Below are 21441 nucleotides of genomic sequence, written 5' to 3' on the forward strand. Positions count from 1 at the left end.
TAATTGACTAAATTGACATACCAAATATAAGTAAAGACTATTCTTTTATCAATTTTATATGCTTAATTTATATTACTAAAAAATAATATGGACAATATAATGATATTAGAAAAAGATTGGAAAAACATTCAACATGTATTTTCTTCTGCACAAAAGTCGTCCTTACATGCATCTATTGCAACCGTAGATTCATTAGGTCAACCTACAATCACTCCTATTGGTACAATCTTTTTAAATGATGACCAAACAGCTTATTTCTTTGATACTTATACAGATAAGCTAAGTGAAAACCTTTTTCAAAATTCAAAAGCTTGTATTCAAGCCATTAATACCAACAAGTGGTTTTGGTTAAGCTCCTTCATTAAGGGACATTTTGATCAGTATTTTGGAGTTCGTCTGTATGTAGAAATTGGCGATTTACGCCCTGCTACAGAACAAGAAAAGCTAGCCGTCGCTCATAGAACTAAACCTCTTCAATGGACAAAAGGCAGCCAGTTAATTTGGTCTGAATTTACTCAAGTAAGAAATGTTAAGATCAATACATTTAGATGGGTTAAATATCCCAATATGATGGAACATTTAAATTAACGGTCTTTCATTTCAAACAGACATAGTCCCTCTATTTCTAAAGGTATTTTGATCTCTTGAAATGATGCTCGTGTGAGCGCATCTATATGCTCTTGTTTATTCATATAAAGTTGATCATTTTGCATGGCATTCGGTGCACACATGTGATCACAAACTAAATAGTTCGCTTTCGGCTTTAAAAGTGTTTTCACAATTTTATGGAAATTTTCAGCATGTCTTTTATGTCTGAGCTCATGAAGAGCTTGATGGATAATGATAAAATCATATTTTTGATTTAGAGCATCGTGCCAATTAGATTGTTTAAAATCTCCAATAAAGTATTTTGCTCGTGATCGTTCAGAAACATCTAACTTTTCTTGGGCAAGTTGATGCATCGCTTCAGAAAAGTCAAAGGCAGTATATTCAATATGAGGCAATTGAGAGAGTAAATATTTAGCAAGAAAACCTGGACCTGAACAAAGTTCCAAGACATGACATTTATCAAGTTTACGCTGTGCAATCAGATTTGCGTAATAAGCAAAAAAATCTTTTCTCCACGGACGCTTAACATTCGCTGTTTCTTGCCATTCAAACGCATCAGCAAAGCTTCGTAAATCAATTGGACTTTCAACATCTTTCATTACTATTCCCTGTATTTAACTAAACCAAGCCAATTTGTTCAAAAAATTGCTTATATGCTTCTGCCTTCTTTTCTAAAGCGAGAGGATAAGCACGTGATGATGAAGGTAAGCGATACAAATTTAATTCTCGATCCATATAATTGACTTGTACCGATTGCCCGATCATCGGTTTAGTTACTTGCTCATTAAAATGCTGCATCAGCGTATCTGTCGCTTTATCACCTGTTGTCATGATAATGTTGCATAATGGTATCTGCACAAGTAGTTTTGATAAATCTGTGGGCGTGACAATTTCTAAAAATTTATCTGAAGCATTACCTTGTAAGCGTTTTATTTGATAAGCAGTATCAAAAATCCCTACTCCTATTTGAATTAAAAACTCGCGTATTTGTTGTTCTTTAAAGTTTTTAGTAGGTAAATCTAAAAAATGATCTTTATCTTTAAAAAAAATTAGCCCAAAGATTCGCCACATGTCATTTTGATAATTGGGGTAGTAAAAATCCATCTTCCATCTGTGTTTTGGCGGTGGGAAGCTTCCTAAAATCAGCAATTTAGTAGTCGCTGGTAAAAATGGTTGTAAAGGATGTGTTTCAATATCATTCATTCGATGTATTCTATAATTATTAAATCTATTTTCTCAAACAACTTACTCTAGATTAAAAGATTAATTTAGCCCACAAATTAGATTTATTGCAGGCTATTTATATTGGATTCCTAATCCCATTCAAGCTGAAATTGGATATTCGTATTAGTAAAATTAGGATTTAAAAACACTCTATACCCTGCTGACTTTAATTCAGATACAACAATTTCTGCATCCTCACTACTGACTTCGTGTTTAGAAAATTGTTGTAAAGCATCCCTATCGCCGTCATTTGCTCTTAGTTTTATCGTACTAGATAATTTTGATAATATTTTATCCACCGATAATTTTTTAACATTTGCATTTGAAATTGCTGTAGCTTTGTGTGCAGGTAGCAAAATTTCTTCGTTCAACTTTTCGGCCTTTCATATTTGGAAATGACCAAAATATAATAGGATCGTTTTCCACTTTTTCAAGCTTGAAATACAATAATAACGACATTATTTGACGCATAGTTTTTTTAGAATAAATAAATTACGGACAATTAGTGTTCAATTTATCAGTGTAATAATCCAAAGAAATTTTTAATTCTTTCACCAACTCATCTTTGTTAAAGCTTTCTGGCTGAAGTGTTAATAGAGCTGGCACATACTCAATTTCATAGGTTTTAGGATAGTCTTCACATAATACTTTAATTTGCTCTTCTCTAGTGCTAGTAGGATTATCAAGAATATCTAGATATCCTGTTATTTTTTGATCTATTGACTCAAATTCTACTTTCGAATCAATTGCTTCATTTTTCTGTTCAGGCTGCTTTTGACATCCAACTAAAATAATCATGAGCATGGTTGAAATTAAAATTTTAGCTTGCATAATTTCCCATTCAAATTAAAAATTACTTACAAAGATTAGCTCTTATTGAGTGATCATGGTCTCATACAAATGTAATATTACTGGAACTCAACAACTTCAATTGTGAATTTTTTATATTTTAAACAAACAAGAGTAATTTCTTGTGAGAAACTATTCTTGTTCATTTTCTTAAATTATAAATATTTTTTGATCATGATTTAAAAAAGTTAAACGGTAGCTTTAAGTAACGTACACCATTATCTTCTGGTTCAGGAAAGCGCCCTGCATCCATATTGATTTGTATCGATGGAAGAATCAATTTTGGCATCGATAAAGTGGCATCACGAGCTTGACGCATTTTCACAAAAGCTTCTCGATCAGTAACAGACTTCAAATGAATGTTGCTTTTTTTCTGAATCCCAATCGTAGTTTCAAAAAAATATTCATTCCTGCCTTCAGGCTTATAATCATGGCATAAAAAAACTTTTGTATCATCAGGGAGCTGATAAAGTTTCTGCACTGAATCAAAAAGTATATCTGCACTTCCTTTAGGAAAATCACATCTCGCCGTACCATAATCTGGCATAAATAAAGTATCACCAACAAAAACTGCATTACCAATTACATAGCTTAAACATGCTGGTGTATGCCCTGGTGTTGGAATATTGTATGCATCTAGATGACCGATTTTAAAATGCTCATCATCTTTAAAAAGATAATCAAAAGTTTGATGGGAATTAAACATTTTTATATCAAGATTATATATTGAGCTAAAAGTCTCTTGAACAATTCCAATCTTTTCACTCATCGCAATCTTGCCACCAAGATGCTCTTTAATATATTGAGATGCGGTCAAATGATCAGCATGGACATGCGTTTCTAGAATCCACTCAACATTCAGATGTTGCTCATTTACAAAGTTAATAATTTGATCTGCACTAAAATTTGATGTGGTAGCTGATGCAGCGTCATAATCCAAAACACTGTCAATCACGGCACATGCTTTAGTTTCTGGATCACTCACAACATAACTAAATGTATTTGTGTTTTCATCAAAAAATGCTTTGACTTGAGGATATTGCATCTCATCCCTCCTAATTATCTTTCTGCCCACATGCGATGAATAAAAATACCGAATAACATTGCTCCGATAAAATACCATGCTTCTACATAACCTAAACCAATCAAGGTAATTGCAGGTGCTGGACACACACCAGCTATTCCCCATCCAATCCCAAATAAGATTGAACCGATTATTAATTTTTTATCAATCTGAGTACTGGTGGGTAGTGAGATCGCTTCACCAGACAGTGTTTTTGGATTTCGGATTGCTTTTTGAAATGGAATGATTGCAACAGCGATTGCACCAATCATCACAAACATTAAGCTGATATCCCAATCACCAAATAGATCAAGAAACCCTAAGACTTTTTCAGGATTTGACATACCTGAAACCATTAAACCGAGCGCGAATAATCCACCAAATATAAATGCGAATAAATTTTTCATATCGCAGCTCCTAATACGTGGCGAATAACAAATACAGTTACTATTCCTGCCAGCATAAATGTTACTGTTGCCACAATCGAACGCACAGATAGACGACTTATACCGCAAATCCCATGTCCACTCGTACAACCAGATCCTAAACGTGTACCAAACCCAACGAGTAAGCCCGCAATAATCAACCCTAGCGGAGACGATTTGATCACAATTTCAGGCTCTACAAATAACTGATAAATGAAAGGAATGATAAATAAGCCAGATAAGAACCAAAATGCAGGATTATTTAAAAGCGATTTCGGTTGCAAAACTTGTGCAAGTAATCCACTAATACCCGCAATACGACCATTTACATATAAATAGCCAACGACTGAGATTCCAAGGATTGAACCACCGACTAAGGCTAAAATTATGCTAGACATACGCTATGCTCAAAACAATATATTTATTTATAATATATTATTAAATATAATAATTAAAGTATTCAACTTATCTTGATACAAACTACTCGAACTCTGAAAGAATTTTTTCTGCAAACCATAGTGGAAATTCAGTAACAGTTTGATTTAATTTCAGTGTTTCTGAATGTTAAATTTCAGCTAAAAATGCAGCTTTTTGCCCATCTGATGAATTATCAAATATAAATGCTCTATCGGTCACTTCAACAGCTTGCATTAATAACTTCATACTACGGTAATATCGATCTCGAATTTTTTGATGTGGTACAGCATGACCACCCATACTCACACGATAGTTTACTCTTGCAATATTTATATCTGGATCAACAGTAGAAACAAAGTATAAATATGTTTTGAATCCTTGAATTTGAGCTTCTCTTAAAAATTCGACTTTACTTATATGAGACATAACCGTCTCAAAAGTAAAGCTGACTTTTAGTCTAAGAAATTCTGAACGGATGAAATCAATAATTCTTGCAGCTAAATATGAGTCAATATCTAAATGTGAAAATCGGATTTGTTTTTCACTTATTTGTTCAGGTTCCTGACTCAGTAGAACTTGGCTTATTTGATTTATGTTTTCTTTTTATTGTTTAAATATTCAAGTAACTTTATTGGATTAAGGTCAGTGTGATACGCGTCTAAATCCAAAACTTGTGTTTAAATTAAGGTTTTTTCTAACTCATCTGCATTTAAATATGCCCCAATATGTCGGGGCAAAAGGTAATCTTTTATAGTACTTTTACCAGAACCATTTGGTCCTGCAAACATACGAATACGAGGATGCCGCATTTACTATATAACGACCTGCTTTCTCTTAGGTTTAAGTACTTTTTGGTCAACAGTTATGCGAGTATAAGCCATAGAAATATCTTTGATTACGTTGATTTTACCCGAAGGTAACTTCTCAATCAGTTGATGATCTTTCGTAAAAACAACAGCAGAAGATTCACTCGCTTGCTTAAAAGCATCACGAAATGCTTGAACAGCAAGATTCGGAAGATTATCTTCTTCTTGCATCGTCATTTGCATATGTGTAAAAGCTGTCATTTGAATCCTCCGCAAAATTGCGTTCTATAATCATACTAACATAACGAGAGATTTTGTCTAATTTTAGAGCACCTATTAACGAACTAAATCTTCAATGCCAATTAAAGTAGGTAACTTATCAATAAGTTTGTTTAATTCAATATTTGCAGGAGAAATACAACCTGTATAGTGACTTAAACGTGTAACTGTTCCATCAATATCCTTCCACCAAAAATATGAACTTGGATGATCAGTTGCAGTCTCCGTACAACCTGTTGTTTTTACATTTGCCCCTGTTGATGGACGATAGGTTTCTAATTCTTTTTGAAGCTTCTTATATACAGACGGATCAACTTTAAGTTCTTGTGTTCCTATTACTTTTGTATACTGCTTACCATCAAACTGCACTTCACCAGCTGGCGTAATTTCTACAGAGTAAATCGGACATGCACCAAAACAAGGGCTTGTTGAATAGCGAATCGTTTCTTGTGCAAGATCTTGGCTTTTTTGAGGTGTTGATGCGCAACCAACTAAAGTAGAAGCAAAAAGACCAGCAAGTATTAATTTTTTCATTTGTTAATCCGTTGTAAAGTTCAGTTAATAAATTTATCAAATAGTGAATTTTTTGTCATTTATAATGGTGTTACAATCCTTTAAAAGATAAGTTTTACTTAGGCTATTTTGAAGAAATAAATAAAAATCCAAGTTGATTAATTATCGATCTGTGATTGGAGAATTAATTTTGCAAGCTCTAAATCATCTGCATAAGTTATTTTAATATTGTCAGAACGACCTTGAACTACTTGTACAGGCTCATTGATATATTCCAATGCACTTGCCTCATCAGTAATCGCGACTTCATTAAGAATTGCATATTCAATGGCATTCTTTAGAGTTTTCAATTTGGCAATTTGAGGTGTTTGAGCCTGCCATAAGCAATTTCGACTCACCGTTTTATTAATTTTATTTTCATTTTCTACAAGTTTTAAAGTATCACGAACAGGAATCGCTAAAATAGAACTTTGATTTGATTCGATAGCAGATAATAATAATTTTTCCAAACACTTTGCTGTGACGCAAGGTCGAGCAGCATCATGTACTAGCACCCAATCATCTTCATGAGCAATACCAGATAAATAAATTAAAGCGTTTAAAACAGAATTTACACGCTCTTCGCCCCCATGACAAAAATGTAATTTTTCAGGAGCAGTAAAAGTAAGCGTCGGTGCAACTTCATCTTGTTCACTAATAGCAAGCACTAACCCAGCTAAGTCTAATGAATTAAGCCGGCTCACTGTATGCTCTAATACCGTTTTATTTTGAATATATTGATATTGTTTCAGTTCAGTTTTAGAAAATCGACTACCAGAACCCGCTGCGGGAACTATTGCCCATATTTTACTCTGGGTTTTCATTGGTAGCGGCATCTACTTTTGCATTCGGATCAATATAAATTGGCTTATAGTGAGTACTTATAGTACTCATTTGCACAAAAGTTTCATTTGGTTTTATTAAACCTAAATCCAAGCGTGCATGCTCTTCAATTGCTTCTGTTCCATTTTTCAAATCAAAAACTTCAGCTGCTAAAATACGATTACGCTCTTTTAGCTCGGTATTGATTTCGGACTGTTGCGTAATTTGTTGAGTTAGAGTTTGGTGAGCGAAATAGCCACCCTCACCAAACCAAAATTGGTACTGTAGGCTTGTAACCAATATGATTACAAGCAACAGAATCAATTTACTCGAAGTAGATCGAAAAACTTCTAACATAATTCAAAAATTATTTTAAACCTTTGAATTCAGCTTTACCGCGGTAAGCTGCATGAGTCAACTCTTCAATACGAAGTAATTGGTTGTATTTTGCAACACGGTCAGAACGGCAAAGAGAACCCGTCTTAATTTGACCAGCTGCCGTACCTACTGCTAAATCAGCAATCGTTGAATCTTCTGTTTCACCAGAACGATGAGAAATTACAGTCGTATAACCATTTTCTTTAGCAAGATAAATTGCATCTAAAGTCTCTGTCAACGTACCAATTTGGTTGTACTTAATTAAAATCGAGTTACCGACTTTCTCATTAATACCACGTTGTAAAATCTTAGGATTCGTTACGAATAAATCGTCACCAACCAATTGAATTTTATCGCCAAGAATTGAGGTTAAATAACTCCAACCATCCCAATCTGACTCATCTAAACCATCTTCAATCGAAATGATTGGATATTGGTTTACCAGACTCGCTAAATAGTCAGAGAATTGGTTGCTTGTGAATGCTTTATTGCCTTCACCTGCAAGAATATATTGACCATTTTTGTAGAATTCTGAAGATGCACAGTCAAGCGCAAGCATAATGTCAGAACCAGCTTTATAACCAGTTTGACCAATAGCTTCAAGAATAACAGTGATTGCTTCTTCGTTTGAACGCAAGTTCGGTGCAAAACCACCTTCATCACCTACAGCAGTGTTTAAACCTTTTTTGTTTAAAACTGATTTTAGAGAATGGAAAATTTCAGCACCTGCACGTAATGCTTCAGAGAATGAAGTGAAACCAACTGGCTCAATCATGAACTCTTGAATATCTACATTATTATCTGCATGTGACCCGCCATTGATGATGTTCATCATTGGCACAGGCATAGTCAAAATCGTTTGACCACGTAAATCAGCGATATATTGGAAAAGAGGAATTTTCTTTTCATCAGCAGCTGCGCGCGCAACAGCTAAAGAAACAGCTAAAGTTGCATTCGCACCTAGTTTCTCTTTGTTTTCAGTACCATCAAGCGCAATCATTGTATTATCAATGTCTTTTTGCTCAAAAACTGATTTACCCAACAAAGCATCACGAATCAATGTATTAACATTGTTCACTGCTGTACGAACACCTTTGCCTAAGTAACGTGATTTATCACCGTCACGTAGTTCTAAAGCTTCACGAGAACCAGTTGAAGCACCAGATGGTGCACATGCACGACCAACAACCCCAGATTCTAAAATTACGTCTGCTTCGATGGTTGGGTTACCACGAGAGTCCAAAATTTCACGTGCACGGATGTCAACGATTTGGCTCATGAACAATTCCTCTGTTTAATGAATAAAAAGATGTATTTTCATACATCAATGGGTATCTAACTTTTTGAATCCTTTAACTAAAGTATCCAATTCTTTTAATTGCGCCAAGAATGGCTCAAGCTGAGATAAACGCAAGGCACATGGTCCATCACATTTCGCCTTTTCAGGATCAGGATGTGCTTCTAAGAACAAGCCAGCTAAGCCTGTTGCCATACCAGCACGTGCTAAAGTCGTAATTTGAGCACGGCGACCACCTGCCGAATCTGCACGACCACCAGGCGTTTGTAATGCATGAGTTACATCAAAGAAGACAGGAACATTCATTTCTTTCATGATGTCAAAGCCAAGCATATCAACAACTAAGTTGTTATAACCAAATGCTGAGCCACGCTCACAAATGATAAGCTTGTCATTCCCAGCCTCTAAACACTTATGCAAAATATGACGCATTTCATGCGGTGCTAAGAACTGAGCTTTTTTGATATTGATAATGGCTTGGGTTTTAGCCATCGCCTCAACTAAATCTGTTTGGCGACTTAAGAATGCTGGTAATTGAATAATGTCTGCAACTTCAGCGACTGGAGCAGCTTGATATGGTTCGTGAACGTCAGTAATAATTGGCACATTAAAATGCTTTTTAATGTCTGCAAGCCATTCAATTCCCTTTTCTAGACCAGGACCACGAAAAGAGTTCAAACTTGAACGATTCGCTTTATCGAAGCTTGCTTTGAACACATAAGGAATGTCTAAACGCTTGCAAATATCAATATAAGTTTCAGCGATTTCAAAAGCCAAGTCTTTCGACTCTAGTACATTCATTCCACCGAATAATACAAACGGCAAATGATTTGCCATTTGTATATCACCTAAAGTAATTATTTCTTGTGCTTTTAATTGCGACATTTAGACTTTCCCAATATATTCAAATTCACATTACTTACTTTTTTGATACTGCTTTTTCGCAGCATCGATAAAGCTAGCAAATAATGGATGCCCATCGCGTGGTGAACTTGTAAATTCCGGATGGAATTGTACAGCAATAAACCAAGGATGTTCAGGAATTTCTACAGTTTCTACTAAATGTTGTACTGATGAATAACCAGAAATTTTCATACCCGCTTGTTCAAGTGCTGGAATAAAACGATCATTCATTTCATACCGATGGCGATGACGTTCAGTAATTTCAGCTTTGCCATAAACTTCGCGAGTTTTAGTGCCTTCTACAAGTTCAGATTTCTGTGCACCTAAACGCATTGTGCCACCCAAATCTGATTCAAGACTACGTTGCTGTAATTCACCACGCTCATCTAACCATTCCGTAATTAAACCAATTAACGGATATTTAGTTGAACGGTTAAATTCAGTTGAGCTTGCCTCAGGCATTTCAGCAACATGACGTGCATATTCAATCACAGCAAGTTGCATACCTAAACAAATGCCTAGGAATGGAATCTTGTTTTCACGTGCATATTGAATGGCTTTCATTTTGCCTTCAGTACCACGTTCACCAAAACCACCAGGAACTAGAATCGCATCAGCAGCATTTAAAATACAGATGTCTTGCTGTTCAAGGTCTTCTGCATTGACATAATCAATTTGTACTTTGACACGATTTTGAATACCAGCATGTAGAAGTGCTTCATTCACAGATTTATATGCATCTGGAAGTTCTACATATTTACCAACCATCGCAACACGAACTGTGTATTCAGGGTTCAATAATGCTTCGACAACATTATCCCAATCTTCAAGGTTTGCTTCTGGAAGATCGTTGTAACCAAAACGCTCACAAATTAAATCATCAACATTTTGTTCGTAGAATGTACGTGGAATTTGATAAATCGTTTTTGCATCTTTACACACGACAACGGCACGCGCTTCAACATTGGTAAACAATGCGATTTTACGCTTAGTATCAACATCGACATCATATTCAGTACGACAGATCAAAATATCTGGTTGAATACCAATTGAAAGAAGCTCTTTCACCGAATGCTGTGTAGGTTTGGTTTTGAGTTCAGCCGCAGATTTAATATATGGCAATAAGGTCAAGTGCATCAACATGGTACGCTTATGACCAAGCTCAACCATCAATTGGCGAACAGATTCCATAAATGGAAGTGATTCGATATCACCCACTGTGCCGCCAATTTCTACAATCGCAACGTCATAGCCTTCACCTGCGCGAAGTACACGTTCTTTAATATTATCTGTAATATGTGGAATAACTTGAACTGTACCACCTAAGTAGTCACCACGACGCTCTTTATTCAAAACGTCCTGATAGACACGACCGCTGGTAAAGTTATTCAACTTAGTCATTTTTGCACGACGTAAGAAACGTTCGTAATATCCCAAATCTAAGTCAGTTTCAGCACCATCCTCTGTGACGAAAACTTCACCGTGCTGAAATGGGCTCATGGTACCTGGATCGACATTAATGTATGGATCCATTTTTACCATAGTGACTTTCAAGCCACGAGCTTCCAGAAGTGCAGCAACAGAAGCAGCAGAAATACCTTTACCTAGTGATGAAACAACACCACCAGTGACAAAAATAAAATGGGTCATTGAGTTTCTCGTACAATCGAGCCGAAATCGGCCTACAATGTTGGGCAATTTTACTGTACTCTGCACCTATAAAGCAAAGTCAAACCGCATCAATTCAAAGAACTATAAACAACTGGTTATTCTATCAGCATTTTCAATAAAAATTTATGGGGTTTGTGGATTTTTCATACATAAATTACTTTTGATTCGCCCCAATAAATTGTAAGTTGCCAAAATCCTCCTCTTAAGCCCATTTTGGAGTTTTAAATCTAATTTTAATTTTGAAATATTTATAAAATATCAACAAACTCAAAAGGTCTGATTGATTTCTTCATCTAAATTTACTGGTATAATCACTATCGTCCTTAATTTATATGTTGTTTTAGCAATGGCGAATAAAAAACTTTTAATTTGTGCAGCACTCGCAGCAGGTCTTTTATTAACTGCTTGTGTGAAAAAAGAAGAGCCTAAAAACGAAGAGCAGCAAGAACAGGAATCGAGCGAGACACAAACTGCTCAGCAACCTGAACCTGAAAAAGCTCAAGAGTTCGAATCTTTAGAAAGCGTAAATCAAACTGAAACGACTCCTCCCGTAATTGAAACAAGTCGTGAAGAAACAGCGAATACAACGACAGAAATTCGTCGTGAAACGCGTCCTGCTGAGCAAACTTCTTCTAGTACTAACGTGGAATCAACCCCACCAGCTGAACCTAAAAAACCTGTTCAAACAGAACCAAAACCAGTTAAAGCTGAACAGCCAAAGTCTTCAACACCAGCACAAAGTGAAGATGATGCAGTTGCCGCTGCAATTGCTGCTGCGACACCAGCTTTAAATAATTAAACTTATATATACTTAAAAAGCCATGAGTATCCTTATATAACTCATGGCTTTTTTATACTTTAGAATTTATGAATAATTTTTGAAAAAATCTGCAATGAGTCTTGATGCCCACGACTTAACATGGATACTTTCGTAAAACCCGCAATGACTTCCCTTTTTAGTTGTAATTACCGCAATATTATCCATCTGCTGAATTACCGCTTTGTATGGCTCTAAATTTTTTATTGAACAAACTGGGTCATCTTCCGCATTCAGAACCATCAATGGAATTTTTATATTTTCCAATACGTAAATTGGATTAATCGCTCTACAATAACTTTGATAATCTTCAAACCCTGCCATTTTGAAATATTCTTTTTCAAAAGCTTCCAAGTTCGTCGTTGCCAATACTCGCTCAAGAGAACCAATCTGAGTCCACGTATTTTGATATGGATAAATAAAATACTTAAACAATTTTTTTGTCATCATTTTACTGTAAAAAGGATGTACATTTTTAAAACCAAGTTCTGTGTTGTAGCCTGGACACATTGCAAAAGCAGCTTTAAATGGTGTATCCACACCTTGTTCACCTAAATAGCGAACTAACAATCCTGTTCCCGCAGAAGAACCAACGGCATATAAATCAGAATCAGCAAACATAGTTTGAATATATTCAAGTTGCTCTTTTAAGTCACTGGTTGAACCAAACAGTGATATACGTGGGATTGGCATCGGTAAGCCCGCATGTCCTCGACGTAAACATAGAGCGATTCGCCAGCCTGTATATTCATGTAAATCCTTAACTAACTCACGCATACTTTCAGGAGTTCCTGTAATGGTATGCATGATTACGATCGTTGGAGTTTCTGGAGGAAGATCATAGCCATACCAAGCAATCGCAGTTACGCCACCATCACGCATGGTTAATTGATCAATGCGATCATATTCTAGTTTAATTGTTTTCTTTCTAATCACATCAAAATACAAAAGATGCATATGCGTGTTGCTAAGCCATGGCGTTGGCCGATATTTTTGCTTTAATTGCGGTAGTTTATCCAAGACATGTTTAATTTTTCCCTTAGGGTCATAGTACATTTTAGGCTGTTCAGCGCCTAATACCACATCGAATAACTCTAAGCCCAAAACTTTAAACTTATCTAATATAGATATTTTCATACCCTGCAACCACCTATGACGATGAGTTAAATGTTTGTCGTATCAATGTTGCAACCTGTTGTCCCCAAATAGCATAAATTTCTTTACTTGGATGAAAACCATCACTTGCCATCGGCAAATCCATTGCTTGAAAACTTTCGATATCATATTGAATGAATCTAAATTGACTTTGTGGGGCTAACCATTGTAGTAATGTTTGATTCATTTGCTCAGCATATTTCCCAAATAACCAAGCTAATGGATTAGGTAATGCTGGAAAATGCTGCATTGGGGGCACTCCAGAAACAATAATCAACTTTGGCTGAAATTGCTTTTGTATTTGAGTAAATAATTGTTTTTGTTGTTTTATCCAAGACTTTGCACTAGTCAATTTGGTCACATCGTTCACACCAATAGAGGTTATAACGATATCGTATTTTTTATGCTCTAATTGTTGTACTGCTTGATAAACTTGTTTAGTCGTATCCCCTGTTTTGGCATGGAGTTTCCATTGCAAAGTATATTCATTTTTTAGTTGAGAAATAATTGCGCCAGATAATGCATCTTGTTGTGTCTCAACACCAACGCCTGCCGCTGCTGAATCCCCTAAAATAAGTAAAGAGAGCGGATCACCTTGTCCTGCAAGACCATCACGATCACCACTCGCTTCTATAAGTCGTAGTGTGTCTTTACGGACTTTTACACCTTGTATAACAATTATTGGTAGTAATGCAAAAGTTGAAAGCTGTAACCACATACTTATTATCTCAATATTACTTAGGCTATTTACTCAGTTGAGTTTGGTTGATATTGAGCGAATCGTGCACCCATTTTTTCTGCTAAAGCAGCCAAACCACTCATTGGACGAATCATCACTTCAAAATCAATAATTTTTCCCTGCGCATTAAAACGCACCATATCAATGCCCTTAAGTGATTTTCCACTTACATTAGCACTGAACTCCAATACTACATTTTCACCATCTTCAGTGTAAAAATCACGGTGATAAGTAAAGTTTTCAAACACCTGAATCACATTAGTCAAAATGAAGAAAACCACATGTTTTCCTTCATAAGGCTTAAAAGCAACAGGTGAACGAAATACAACATCGTCAGCTAATAAATCATTTAAATTTGTGAGATCACCTGTTTTGATCATCTGATGCCATTTCTCTAGGGCTTGCTTGGTTGTTTCGATTGTCATTTTAATTTCCTTATAATTTAGCTTATGAAGTTTGAGACATTCCCTGCATAGAGAATGTCTCATCTTTTAATTATAGAACTGCTGCAAGCTCAGCACCTTGTCGAATCGCACGTTTAGCGTCTAATTCACCAGCTTCTTTCGCACCACCGATCAAGTGAACATTTTTACCATCTGCTTTAAGTTGATCAAACATTGCTGTATATGATTCTTGACCAGCACAAATCACAACATTATCTACTTCTAAAACTGTTGTCTGACCATCTACAGTTATATGTAAACCTTGATCATCAACCTTGTCATAACTAGCACCAGCAATCATTTTCACATCGCGATGTTTTAAGCCTGTACGATGAATCCAACCTGTCGTTTTACCTAAACCAGCACCAACAGCTGCACTTTTTCGTTGTAATAAGTAAATTTCACGTTCAGATTTTTCAAGTTCAGGCTGCTTTAAACCACCTACATTCGCATAACTTGTATCGATTCCCCATTCTGCATAGAACTTCTCAGGATTTAAGCTGCCACTTTCACCTTCATGAGTTAAATACTCTGCAGTATCAAAACCAATACCACCAGCACCAATAATTGCAACACGTTTACCTACTGGAACACGTTCTTTTAAAACTTGGATGTAGCTCAATACTTTTGGATGATCAATACCTTCAAATTGTAACTGACGTGGTGTTACACCTGTGGCAACAACAATCTCATCATAATTCGATTGACTAAGCTCTTCATATGTTGCAGTGTGATTAAGTACAAGCTCAATATTTGGTTGTAATTCAATTTGACGTTTGAAATAACGTAATGTTTCGTAGAATTCTTCTTTACCTGGAATGGTCTTGGCGATATTGAATTGACCACCAATTTGATTACTTGAATCAAATACTTTGACTTTATGACCACGACTTGCTGCATAGGTTGCAAAACTCAAACCTGCTGGACCTGCGCCAATCACTGCAATATTTTTTACAGCGTTTGTTTCTTTAAAAATTAGTTCAGTTTCATAACATGCACGTGGATTGACTAAACAAGTCGCAATCTTCATAGAGAAGATATGATCTAAGCATGCTTGGTTACAACCAATACAAGTATTGATTTCATCACTACGACCTTCACTCGCTTTCAATACAAAATCTGCATCTGCCAACATTGGGCGAGCCATAGAAATCATGTCTGCATGACCAGAAGCTAGTACATGCTCCGCCATTTCAGGTGTATTGATTCGGTTCGATGTGATCAAAGGAACTGAAACTGAACCTTTTAACTTTTCAGTGACCCATGTAAATGCAGCACGTGGTACTTTGGTTGCAATCGTTGGAATACGCGCTTCGTGCCAACCAATACCAGTATTGATAATTGTTGCACCAGCTTTTTCAATTTCTTTAGCAAGTTGAACAACTTCTTCTAAACTTGAACCACCCTCTACTAAATCAAGCATCGATAAGCGATAAATAATAATAAAATTCTCGCCGACTAAATCTCGAGTACGCTTAACAATTTCAATTGGAAAACGGATACGATTTTCATAACTTCCGCCCCATTCGTCATCACGGTGATTGGTACGTGCAGCAATAAACTCATTGATCAAGTAGCCTTCTGAACCCATGATTTCAACACCATCGTAACCTGCATATTGTGCAAGCTTTGCACAGTTTGCAAAATCATCAATGGTTTGCTGAACTTCTGCTGAACTGAGAGCTTTTGGTTTAATCGGGTTGATGGGTGCTTGAATCGCAGATGGAGCAACGTTATTTGCTTGATAAGAATAACGTCCTGTATGCAAAATTTGCATCGCAATTTTACCACCAGCTTCATGCACAGCTTGAGTAATGACTTTATGTTTTTCAGCTTCTTCGACTGTATCTAACTTTGTACCATGCGCGAATACAACACCATCATCATTTGGAGAAACACCACCAGTTACAATCAGCCCGACATCACCTTTAGCTCTTTCAGCGTAAAATGCTGCCATACGCTCATAACCCTGTGGTGCTTCTTCTAAACCAATATGCATAGACCCCATAAGCACACGGTTTTTTAAAGTCGTAAAACCTAAGTCAAGTGGCTTTAATAAATGTGGATAAGCTGACATGTTTTCTCCTTTGGCTAGCAATCTGCTTGCTAATGCAACTTGTTGCATAAACTTATAAACAAGATTTGATTTTTATGCAACATATTGCATAATTCTGATGAGTCATTTTTATAACGGATCATTATGTCACTCGCCCATGTTTTATTGACAAGCTTATTAGAAAAGCCAAGTACTGGCTTTGAATTGGCTCGTCGTTTTGATCGCTCTATGGGCTTCTTTTGGAATGCGACTCATCAACAAATCTATCGTGAACTCAATGGGATGCAAAAAAAAGGATGGATTTCAACGATAGAAGAACAGACAGCAAATAGTAGAAAGAAAACCTATCAAATTGAACAACTGGGAAGAATACAACTTGCTTCATGGATTGAACAACAAAGTGAACCTGCTCAACTTCGTGATGACTTAATGGTTCGATTAAGAGCTGAAGCTCAACTTGGTGGTAACAAAATATTACCTGAGTTAGAACGTCACTTAATTTTACACAAAGAAAAATTAAGTCTTTATCAAGCAATCCATGATAAAGACTTTAAAGACAATGAACCCACGAACCGTGTTTTGTTTATTCATAAAATGATTCTAGAACTCGGTATCATTAAAGAAAATGAATGGATAAAATGGCTGGAACAAATGATTCCTCAACTGAAGAAGTTTGAAGAAGCAAACAATATTGGAGAAAAATAATGCCTTTTTATAGCATGCCTGACCAAGAAAAATTATTTGTACGACGTGTCGGTGAAGGAGAACCTGTACTCGTATTATCTGGACTGGGTATGCAAAGTTGGCAATGGCTACCCTTCTTATTTGCTAATCGTAAACAATATGAATTTATCATTCCAGATTGGCGGGGTTTTGGTGGTTCCAAGAACTGTGCCATTCCTGATCTAGATGCCATTTCAAGTCATTGGAACGACATAGATTCTCTAATTCATCAGTTGAAATTGGATCAATTTATTCTTATGGGTTATTCCATGGGTGCAACCACAGCCATGCATGGCATGAAACACGGAAAATTAGCTGAAAAACTGAAAGCTTACTTACATATTGATCAAACGCCTAAAATTTCTGTAGATGACTCTTGGCAGTATGGTTTGTTTGGACAAAAGCAATCACGTTTTAAAAATTTACTTCTCGATATTCAAACCCTATTATTAGAAAATAAATTTGCGGCAAAACTCGAAGATTTACCAAATGATACCCGTTATAAACTTGTAAGTTTATGGAGCGATTTTATTGAGTTTCAAGGTAGTAATAATTTTAGTCCTAAAGTGGTTAGACTTGCATTAAATCGTCCTGTGCTACAAAAATATTTATTACCCATCCAACGTTTAGATTATTTGCTTTGGTATGTAGAAAATTATTTAAATCATGATGAAGATTATAGACAAGCGCTTAGTCAATTGAATTGCCCAACCACATTCTTTATTGGACGTGCATCAAGTCTTTATCCAGAAGCTGGACAAACGCTCGTTGCCCAAAGTCTATCGGATGCCAAAGCCGTTTATTTTGAACGTTCTGGTCATACGCCATTAATTACAGAACCAATGAAATTTAGCAAAGAAATAGGATGCTTTCTTGCGGAACAAACCACTCAAGCGGCCTAATCAATAATTGATAAACAAAAAAGCCAATCTAGATGATTGGCTTTTTATACGTTTTATAATCTCATTTGTTCAGCGGCATCTAACAAAACTTGAGCCGTTTTATCCCAACCTAAACAACCATCAGTCACTGATTGTCCATATGTCATATCGCAAGAAATCTTTTGATTGCCATCAACTAAATGACTTTCAATCATCACACCACGGACTTTCGACTCAGTACGTTCTGCAATGATTTGCTTAAAAACATTCGGCTGTTGTAAAGGATCTTTACCACTATTTCCATGACTACAATCAATCACCAATGCAGGTAAATGTTTATGTTTGAAATGCATTGCTTGAATAGAAGCCAAATCATAATTAGTGCCATGATTTGAACCACGTAAAATCAAATGTGGTAAAGGGTTACCTTCACTATGCAGAATCGCAGGTAAACCCTGTTGAGTCATCCCCAAGAATTGATGACCATGCAGTGCTGATTGAATCGCATCCAAAGCAATCTGAATTGAACCATCCGTTCCGTTTTTGAAACCAATGCTGTATGGCATATGACTAGAAATTTCACGATGAATTTGTGATTCACTGGTACGTGCACCAATTGCACCCCAAGCCAATAAATCATCAAAATAGCCTGTTGCCATCGGACTTAAAATTTCACTCGCAATTGGCAAACCTTTTTCGATAAGCTGCAAATAAAGTGCACGAGACTGTTCTAAACCAAGTTGTAAATCTGATGATCCATCTAAATTTGGATCATATAAAAAACCTTTCCAACCGACAGTGGTACGCGGTTTCTCAATATAGGCACGCATCACTAAGAATATTTGATCTTTTACTTGTTCTTGTAGTTGTTGTAGCCGATCAGCATATTCGAGTACTGCAATAGGATCATGAATCGAGCAAGGACCTGTAATCACCATTAAGCGATGATCATGCCCAGATAAAATATTCTGAATCGTTTGACGATGTTTTGAAATTTGCTGCGCTAAATTTGCAGACAAGGGAAACTGTGCTTTGAGTTGTGATGGTAAGCTAAGCATTGATTCTTTTGTATGTGTTTGTGGTTGTGTCAAAGCAGTATTTAAAGCATTCATTTTTCAATTCCTTTGGACTGATCTTCTTCTCAGTCCTATCATTTATTTGAGCAAGTGTGATCTAAGTGACGTTGATTTTTTTGCAAAGTAAAACCAAGAAATCTTGCTAAAATATGAATAATTGAATGTATGCATGTTATTTCTCCTAAAGTCATGATTATCAAAGCATAAAAAAACCTGATCGGTGTTGCCGATCAGGTATTAACTGGTTGGGCAACCTTTTTGCTGCCCGAAACGCATCAGGCAACTAAATATATTGCCAAAAATAAAAGTATGCGTTTGTGTTTACAGTATGCTTTAACATGTTTATTTCAAATATCTAAAAACTGTTCCTAACTCTTAAATTACGCACTATTTCAGCATTTGACAAGCATTTTTTATCTTTTTTAATTAAAACTTCAAAATAGTAAAATTTGACCTTTGTTGGATTCCCCCATAGAATAGTTGAAAAATAAACCAATTTGAGATCACGCCAATGAAGTAAGTCCTATTTCTATCATCAAATTTCCTTTTTCTTTTTGATGTGCAAAATAGACTTATCTATCGTTTAGCGATTTTTTATTTTTCAAAAATATCTATTTCACCTATTTTGCATATCCTGTTTATGAGGTTTCTTATGACTCAACAGGCATGTATAGTTTCAAACTTATCACTCGAACTTGCTCAGCAAAAACTGTTTGACCATCTTACTTTCCAGCTACCTTTGTATCAGTTTACAGGTCTGATCGGACGTAATGGTCAAGGCAAGTCATTACTCATGTCTATTTTACAAAAGCAAATGACAACAGAGCTGCCCTATTCAGGTCAAATCTTATGGCAAAATCCACATGAATATCTCGCTCAGATTGAACGTGTACAAACTTCTACAATTGCTCAGACCTTAGACATTGAAGATTTATATTTATGCTTCGAACGCATTCAGCAAGGTATCGCATCATTTGCAGATTACGAGCAGGTTGAAAATCTCTGGCATTTACCAACTGAATGGCAACAACTTTTAGAAAGTGCAAACCTACCTACAGCGCTGGATACTCCTACTCAAAATTTGAGTGAAGGTCAAAAAACTAAATTAGCATTGTGCCGCTTATTTTTACTTAAAGATCATTACCTATTACTAGATGAACCCAGTAATCACTTGGACACACTAGGACGTGAATGGTTAATTCAACAAATGGCTCAACACCCTACAGGCGGATTGATTATCAGTCATGATCGACAACTGCTGTCTCACGTACAAGGCATTTTCTCTTTAAATCAACTCGGATTACATTATTACGGTGGCAACTATGCGCTATATCAGCAGCAACACCATTTAAAAGTTGAAGCATTATCACACGCAGTGCAACAAGAAAAGCGTGAGTTAAAGCAACTGAAAGAACAGCAACATCAAAGCCAGATAAAAGCTCAGAAACGGCAAAAATCTGGTGAAAAGCTAAGGGCTTCTGGTTCACAAGCACCAATTTTATTGGATGCCAAGAAAGAACAATCTGAGCAATCTCTTTCGCACTTACGAAAACAACAGAGCAAACAGCTTGCAGATGCAAAAGATGAGTTACAGCAAAAACAAACGCAACTGGAGCATCTCAAATCACAGTCTTTTGAATTTACTCAAACGACTGGTAAATCAGGTGAAATCTTACGCTGTCAGCAATTACAACTGACTTATGCAAAAACACAGCCAATTGATCTAACCCTAACAACTGGTGAAAAATTGCATTTAAGTGGCGCAAACGGTACGGGTAAATCCACTTTACTCAAAACCCTTCAAGGCTTAATCCCGCCACTTGCAGGAGAGATTTATTGCAAAGTAAGTGCTGTCTATCTGGATCAGAATCTTTCATTACTCAATGAAAATCTATCTGCCGTTGAATATCTATGTGGTATAGATTCAAATCTGACCGAGCAACAGGCACGCACCCTATTAGGCAACCTACAAATCCGTAGAGATAAGGCGTTGAGTCCTTTAGCAAAATTGAGCGGTGGAGAACGTTTGAAAGTGGCATTGTTGGGTTTAAAACAACAAGCCGTTGAGTTGTTACTTCTCGATGAACCAGAGAACCATCTCGATATCGAATCGCGTGAATTACTAGCACAAGCAATTCGTTCCTATAATGGTGCTGTGATATTGGTATCGCATGATAAAAATTTTGTTCAAGAATGCGGAATCAATGAAAGCTATTTACTGAGTTAATCTTTAAATGACATAGATCATCATGGAAA

Annotated in this window: 24 protein-coding genes and 1 pseudogene; 5 read left to right on the forward strand and 20 right to left on the reverse strand. The window is 36.2% G+C overall.

Annotated features, from left to right (window positions below; translation table 11 throughout):
- The first annotated feature begins 99 nt into the window (after window positions 1–99).
- Window positions 100–588, forward strand: a complete 489-nt coding sequence (locus F933_RS05050; RefSeq protein WP_005059014.1) for a pyridoxamine 5'-phosphate oxidase family protein — start codon at window positions 100–102, stop codon at window positions 586–588.
- Here F933_RS05050 and F933_RS05055 read toward each other — a convergent pair.
- The 15 genes and pseudogenes from F933_RS05055 to F933_RS05125 form a co-directional block, all read right to left on the reverse strand.
- The gene (locus F933_RS05055; RefSeq protein ID WP_005059016.1) at window positions 585–1208 is read right to left on the reverse strand and encodes a class I SAM-dependent methyltransferase; all 624 of its coding nucleotides are present in this window, start codon (window positions 1206–1208) and stop codon (window positions 585–587) included. The genes F933_RS05050 and F933_RS05055 overlap by 4 nt on opposite strands.
- 19 nt (window positions 1209–1227) lie before the next feature.
- Entirely contained in the window at window positions 1228–1812 is a 585-nt protein-coding gene (locus F933_RS05060; RefSeq protein ID WP_005059017.1) for a uracil-DNA glycosylase family protein, read from the reverse strand.
- A gap of 110 nt (window positions 1813–1922) precedes the next feature.
- On the reverse strand, window positions 1923–2204 hold the full coding sequence (locus F933_RS05065; RefSeq protein WP_005054121.1) for a hypothetical protein: 282 nt from the start codon (window positions 2202–2204) through the stop codon (window positions 1923–1925).
- 121 nt (window positions 2205–2325) lie between these two features.
- A complete protein-coding gene (locus tag F933_RS05070) occupies window positions 2326–2664 on the reverse strand; it encodes a hypothetical protein (protein ID WP_005059018.1) in 339 nt (112 codons plus the stop codon).
- 190 nt (window positions 2665–2854) lie between these two features.
- Window positions 2855–3727 (reverse strand): MBL fold metallo-hydrolase, encoded by an 873-nt coding sequence (locus tag F933_RS05075; protein WP_005059019.1) that lies wholly within the window; start codon window positions 3725–3727, stop codon window positions 2855–2857.
- A 14-nt stretch (window positions 3728–3741) separates the two neighbouring features.
- Window positions 3742–4152 carry a DUF6691 family protein gene (locus F933_RS05080; RefSeq protein ID WP_005059020.1) on the reverse strand — a complete coding sequence of 137 codons (411 nt, stop codon included), beginning with the start codon at window positions 4150–4152 and terminating at the stop codon, window positions 3742–3744.
- Window positions 4149–4568, reverse strand: a complete 420-nt coding sequence (locus tag F933_RS05085; RefSeq protein ID WP_005059021.1) for a YeeE/YedE family protein — start codon at window positions 4566–4568, stop codon at window positions 4149–4151. The genes F933_RS05080 and F933_RS05085 overlap by 4 nt, the downstream gene beginning before the upstream one ends.
- An 82-nt stretch (window positions 4569–4650) precedes the next feature.
- Window positions 4651–5396, reverse strand: a pseudogene (locus F933_RS05090) (ATPase).
- Between the two features lie 3 nt (window positions 5397–5399).
- Window positions 5400–5654, reverse strand: coding sequence for a hypothetical protein (locus F933_RS05095; RefSeq protein WP_005059025.1), 255 nt, complete (start codon window positions 5652–5654; stop codon window positions 5400–5402).
- Between the two features lie 75 nt (window positions 5655–5729).
- Complete coding sequence (locus F933_RS05100; RefSeq protein WP_005059026.1) at window positions 5730–6206, reverse strand: DUF6438 domain-containing protein; 477 nt, start codon at window positions 6204–6206, stop codon at window positions 5730–5732.
- Window positions 6207–6343: 137 nt separating this feature from the next.
- On the reverse strand, window positions 6344–7048 hold the full coding sequence (gene ispD / locus F933_RS05105; protein ID WP_005059028.1) for a 2-C-methyl-D-erythritol 4-phosphate cytidylyltransferase: 705 nt from the start codon (window positions 7046–7048) through the stop codon (window positions 6344–6346).
- Window positions 7032–7403: a cell division protein FtsB gene (gene ftsB / locus F933_RS05110; protein WP_005059029.1), complete on the reverse strand. Its 372-nt coding sequence runs from the start codon at window positions 7401–7403 to the stop codon at window positions 7032–7034. Before ftsB ends, ispD begins: the two co-directional genes overlap by 17 nt.
- Window positions 7404–7413: 10 nt before the next feature.
- Window positions 7414–8703: a phosphopyruvate hydratase gene (gene eno / locus F933_RS05115; RefSeq protein WP_005059030.1), complete on the reverse strand. Its 1290-nt coding sequence runs from the start codon at window positions 8701–8703 to the stop codon at window positions 7414–7416.
- 45 nt (window positions 8704–8748) lie between these two features.
- Window positions 8749–9606, reverse strand: coding sequence for a 3-deoxy-8-phosphooctulonate synthase (kdsA, locus tag F933_RS05120; protein ID WP_005059032.1), 858 nt, complete (start codon window positions 9604–9606; stop codon window positions 8749–8751).
- Between the two features lie 30 nt (window positions 9607–9636).
- Window positions 9637–11274 (reverse strand): CTP synthase, encoded by a 1638-nt coding sequence (locus tag F933_RS05125; RefSeq protein ID WP_005059034.1) that lies wholly within the window; start codon window positions 11272–11274, stop codon window positions 9637–9639.
- A 367-nt stretch (window positions 11275–11641) separates the two neighbouring features.
- On the opposite strand from F933_RS05125, the gene F933_RS05130 reads away from it, so the two are divergent.
- Complete coding sequence (locus F933_RS05130) at window positions 11642–12094, forward strand: hypothetical protein (protein WP_034710418.1); 453 nt, start codon at window positions 11642–11644, stop codon at window positions 12092–12094.
- A 66-nt stretch (window positions 12095–12160) separates the two neighbouring features.
- Here F933_RS05130 and F933_RS05135 read toward each other — a convergent pair whose 3' ends face one another.
- The 4 genes from F933_RS05135 to F933_RS05150 all read right to left on the reverse strand — a co-directional run bounded on the left by F933_RS05135 (window position 12161) and on the right by F933_RS05150 (window position 16526).
- A complete protein-coding gene (locus tag F933_RS05135) occupies window positions 12161–13249 on the reverse strand; it encodes a YheT family hydrolase (protein WP_005059036.1) in 1089 nt (362 codons plus the stop codon).
- Window positions 13250–13262: 13 nt separating this feature from the next.
- Window positions 13263–13985 carry an SGNH/GDSL hydrolase family protein gene (locus tag F933_RS05140; RefSeq protein ID WP_005059037.1) on the reverse strand — a complete coding sequence of 241 codons (723 nt, stop codon included), beginning with the start codon at window positions 13983–13985 and terminating at the stop codon, window positions 13263–13265.
- Window positions 13986–14014: 29 nt separating this feature from the next.
- Window positions 14015–14431, reverse strand: coding sequence for a nuclear transport factor 2 family protein (locus F933_RS05145; RefSeq protein ID WP_005059038.1), 417 nt, complete (start codon window positions 14429–14431; stop codon window positions 14015–14017).
- 70 nt (window positions 14432–14501) lie between these two features.
- Window positions 14502–16526, reverse strand: a complete 2025-nt coding sequence (locus F933_RS05150) for an NADPH-dependent 2,4-dienoyl-CoA reductase (protein WP_005059039.1) — start codon at window positions 16524–16526, stop codon at window positions 14502–14504.
- A gap of 123 nt (window positions 16527–16649) precedes the next feature.
- Here F933_RS05150 and F933_RS05155 point away from each other — a divergent pair, with 123 nt between their 5' ends.
- Together F933_RS05155 and F933_RS05160 are read left to right on the forward strand one after the other, a co-directional pair.
- Entirely contained in the window at window positions 16650–17210 is a 561-nt protein-coding gene (locus F933_RS05155; RefSeq protein WP_005059040.1) for a PadR family transcriptional regulator, read from the forward strand.
- Window positions 17210–18130: an alpha/beta fold hydrolase gene (locus F933_RS05160; protein ID WP_005059041.1), complete on the forward strand. Its 921-nt coding sequence runs from the start codon at window positions 17210–17212 to the stop codon at window positions 18128–18130. Before F933_RS05155 ends, F933_RS05160 begins: the two co-directional genes overlap by 1 nt.
- Window positions 18131–18183: 53 nt before the next feature.
- On the opposite strand, the gene F933_RS05165 is transcribed toward F933_RS05160, so the two are convergent.
- Window positions 18184–19221 carry a 3-deoxy-7-phosphoheptulonate synthase gene (locus F933_RS05165; RefSeq protein ID WP_005059042.1) on the reverse strand — a complete coding sequence of 346 codons (1038 nt, stop codon included), beginning with the start codon at window positions 19219–19221 and terminating at the stop codon, window positions 18184–18186.
- A 616-nt stretch (window positions 19222–19837) separates the two neighbouring features.
- Between F933_RS05165 and F933_RS05170 the strand changes: the two genes are divergently transcribed.
- Entirely contained in the window at window positions 19838–21412 is a 1575-nt protein-coding gene (locus F933_RS05170; protein WP_005059043.1) for an ATP-binding cassette domain-containing protein, read from the forward strand.
- The last annotated feature ends 29 nt before the right edge of the window (window positions 21413–21441 follow it).

It is taken from the genome of Acinetobacter beijerinckii CIP 110307 (genome assembly GCF_000369005.1).
Lineage (GTDB): Bacteria > Pseudomonadota > Gammaproteobacteria > Pseudomonadales > Moraxellaceae > Acinetobacter > Acinetobacter beijerinckii.

Coding starts and splice junctions, on each gene's coding strand:
- F933_RS05150 (WP_005059039.1), bottom strand. CDS start 16,526: ATGTCAGCTTATCCACATTTATTAAAGCCACTTGACTTAGGTTTTACG.
- F933_RS05100 (WP_005059026.1), bottom strand. CDS start 6,206: ATGAAAAAATTAATACTTGCTGGTCTTTTTGCTTCTACTTTAGTTGGT.
- F933_RS05060 (WP_005059017.1), bottom strand. CDS start 1,812: ATGAATGATATTGAAACACATCCTTTACAACCATTTTTACCAGCGACT.
- F933_RS05170 (WP_005059043.1), top strand. CDS start 19,838: ATGACTCAACAGGCATGTATAGTTTCAAACTTATCACTCGAACTTGCT.
- eno (WP_005059030.1), bottom strand. CDS start 8,703: ATGAGCCAAATCGTTGACATCCGTGCACGTGAAATTTTGGACTCTCGT.
- F933_RS05125 (WP_005059034.1), bottom strand. CDS start 11,274: ATGACCCATTTTATTTTTGTCACTGGTGGTGTTGTTTCATCACTAGGT.
- F933_RS05095 (WP_005059025.1), bottom strand. CDS start 5,654: ATGACAGCTTTTACACATATGCAAATGACGATGCAAGAAGAAGATAAT.
- F933_RS05140 (WP_005059037.1), bottom strand. CDS start 13,985: ATGTGGTTACAGCTTTCAACTTTTGCATTACTACCAATAATTGTTATA.
- F933_RS05130 (WP_034710418.1), top strand. CDS start 11,642: ATGGCGAATAAAAAACTTTTAATTTGTGCAGCACTCGCAGCAGGTCTT.
- F933_RS05145 (WP_005059038.1), bottom strand. CDS start 14,431: ATGACAATCGAAACAACCAAGCAAGCCCTAGAGAAATGGCATCAGATG.
- ispD (WP_005059028.1), bottom strand. CDS start 7,048: ATGAAAACCCAGAGTAAAATATGGGCAATAGTTCCCGCAGCGGGTTCT.
- F933_RS05155 (WP_005059040.1), top strand. CDS start 16,650: ATGTCACTCGCCCATGTTTTATTGACAAGCTTATTAGAAAAGCCAAGT.
- F933_RS05085 (WP_005059021.1), bottom strand. CDS start 4,568: ATGTCTAGCATAATTTTAGCCTTAGTCGGTGGTTCAATCCTTGGAATC.
- F933_RS05050 (WP_005059014.1), top strand. CDS start 100: ATGATATTAGAAAAAGATTGGAAAAACATTCAACATGTATTTTCTTCT.
- F933_RS05075 (WP_005059019.1), bottom strand. CDS start 3,727: ATGCAATATCCTCAAGTCAAAGCATTTTTTGATGAAAACACAAATACA.
- kdsA (WP_005059032.1), bottom strand. CDS start 9,606: ATGTCGCAATTAAAAGCACAAGAAATAATTACTTTAGGTGATATACAA.
- F933_RS05080 (WP_005059020.1), bottom strand. CDS start 4,152: ATGAAAAATTTATTCGCATTTATATTTGGTGGATTATTCGCGCTCGGT.
- F933_RS05135 (WP_005059036.1), bottom strand. CDS start 13,249: ATGAAAATATCTATATTAGATAAGTTTAAAGTTTTGGGCTTAGAGTTA.
- F933_RS05165 (WP_005059042.1), bottom strand. CDS start 19,221: ATGAATGCTTTAAATACTGCTTTGACACAACCACAAACACATACAAAA.
- F933_RS05160 (WP_005059041.1), top strand. CDS start 17,210: ATGCCTTTTTATAGCATGCCTGACCAAGAAAAATTATTTGTACGACGT.
- F933_RS05070 (WP_005059018.1), bottom strand. CDS start 2,664: ATGCAAGCTAAAATTTTAATTTCAACCATGCTCATGATTATTTTAGTT.
- F933_RS05055 (WP_005059016.1), bottom strand. CDS start 1,208: ATGAAAGATGTTGAAAGTCCAATTGATTTACGAAGCTTTGCTGATGCG.
- ftsB (WP_005059029.1), bottom strand. CDS start 7,403: ATGTTAGAAGTTTTTCGATCTACTTCGAGTAAATTGATTCTGTTGCTT.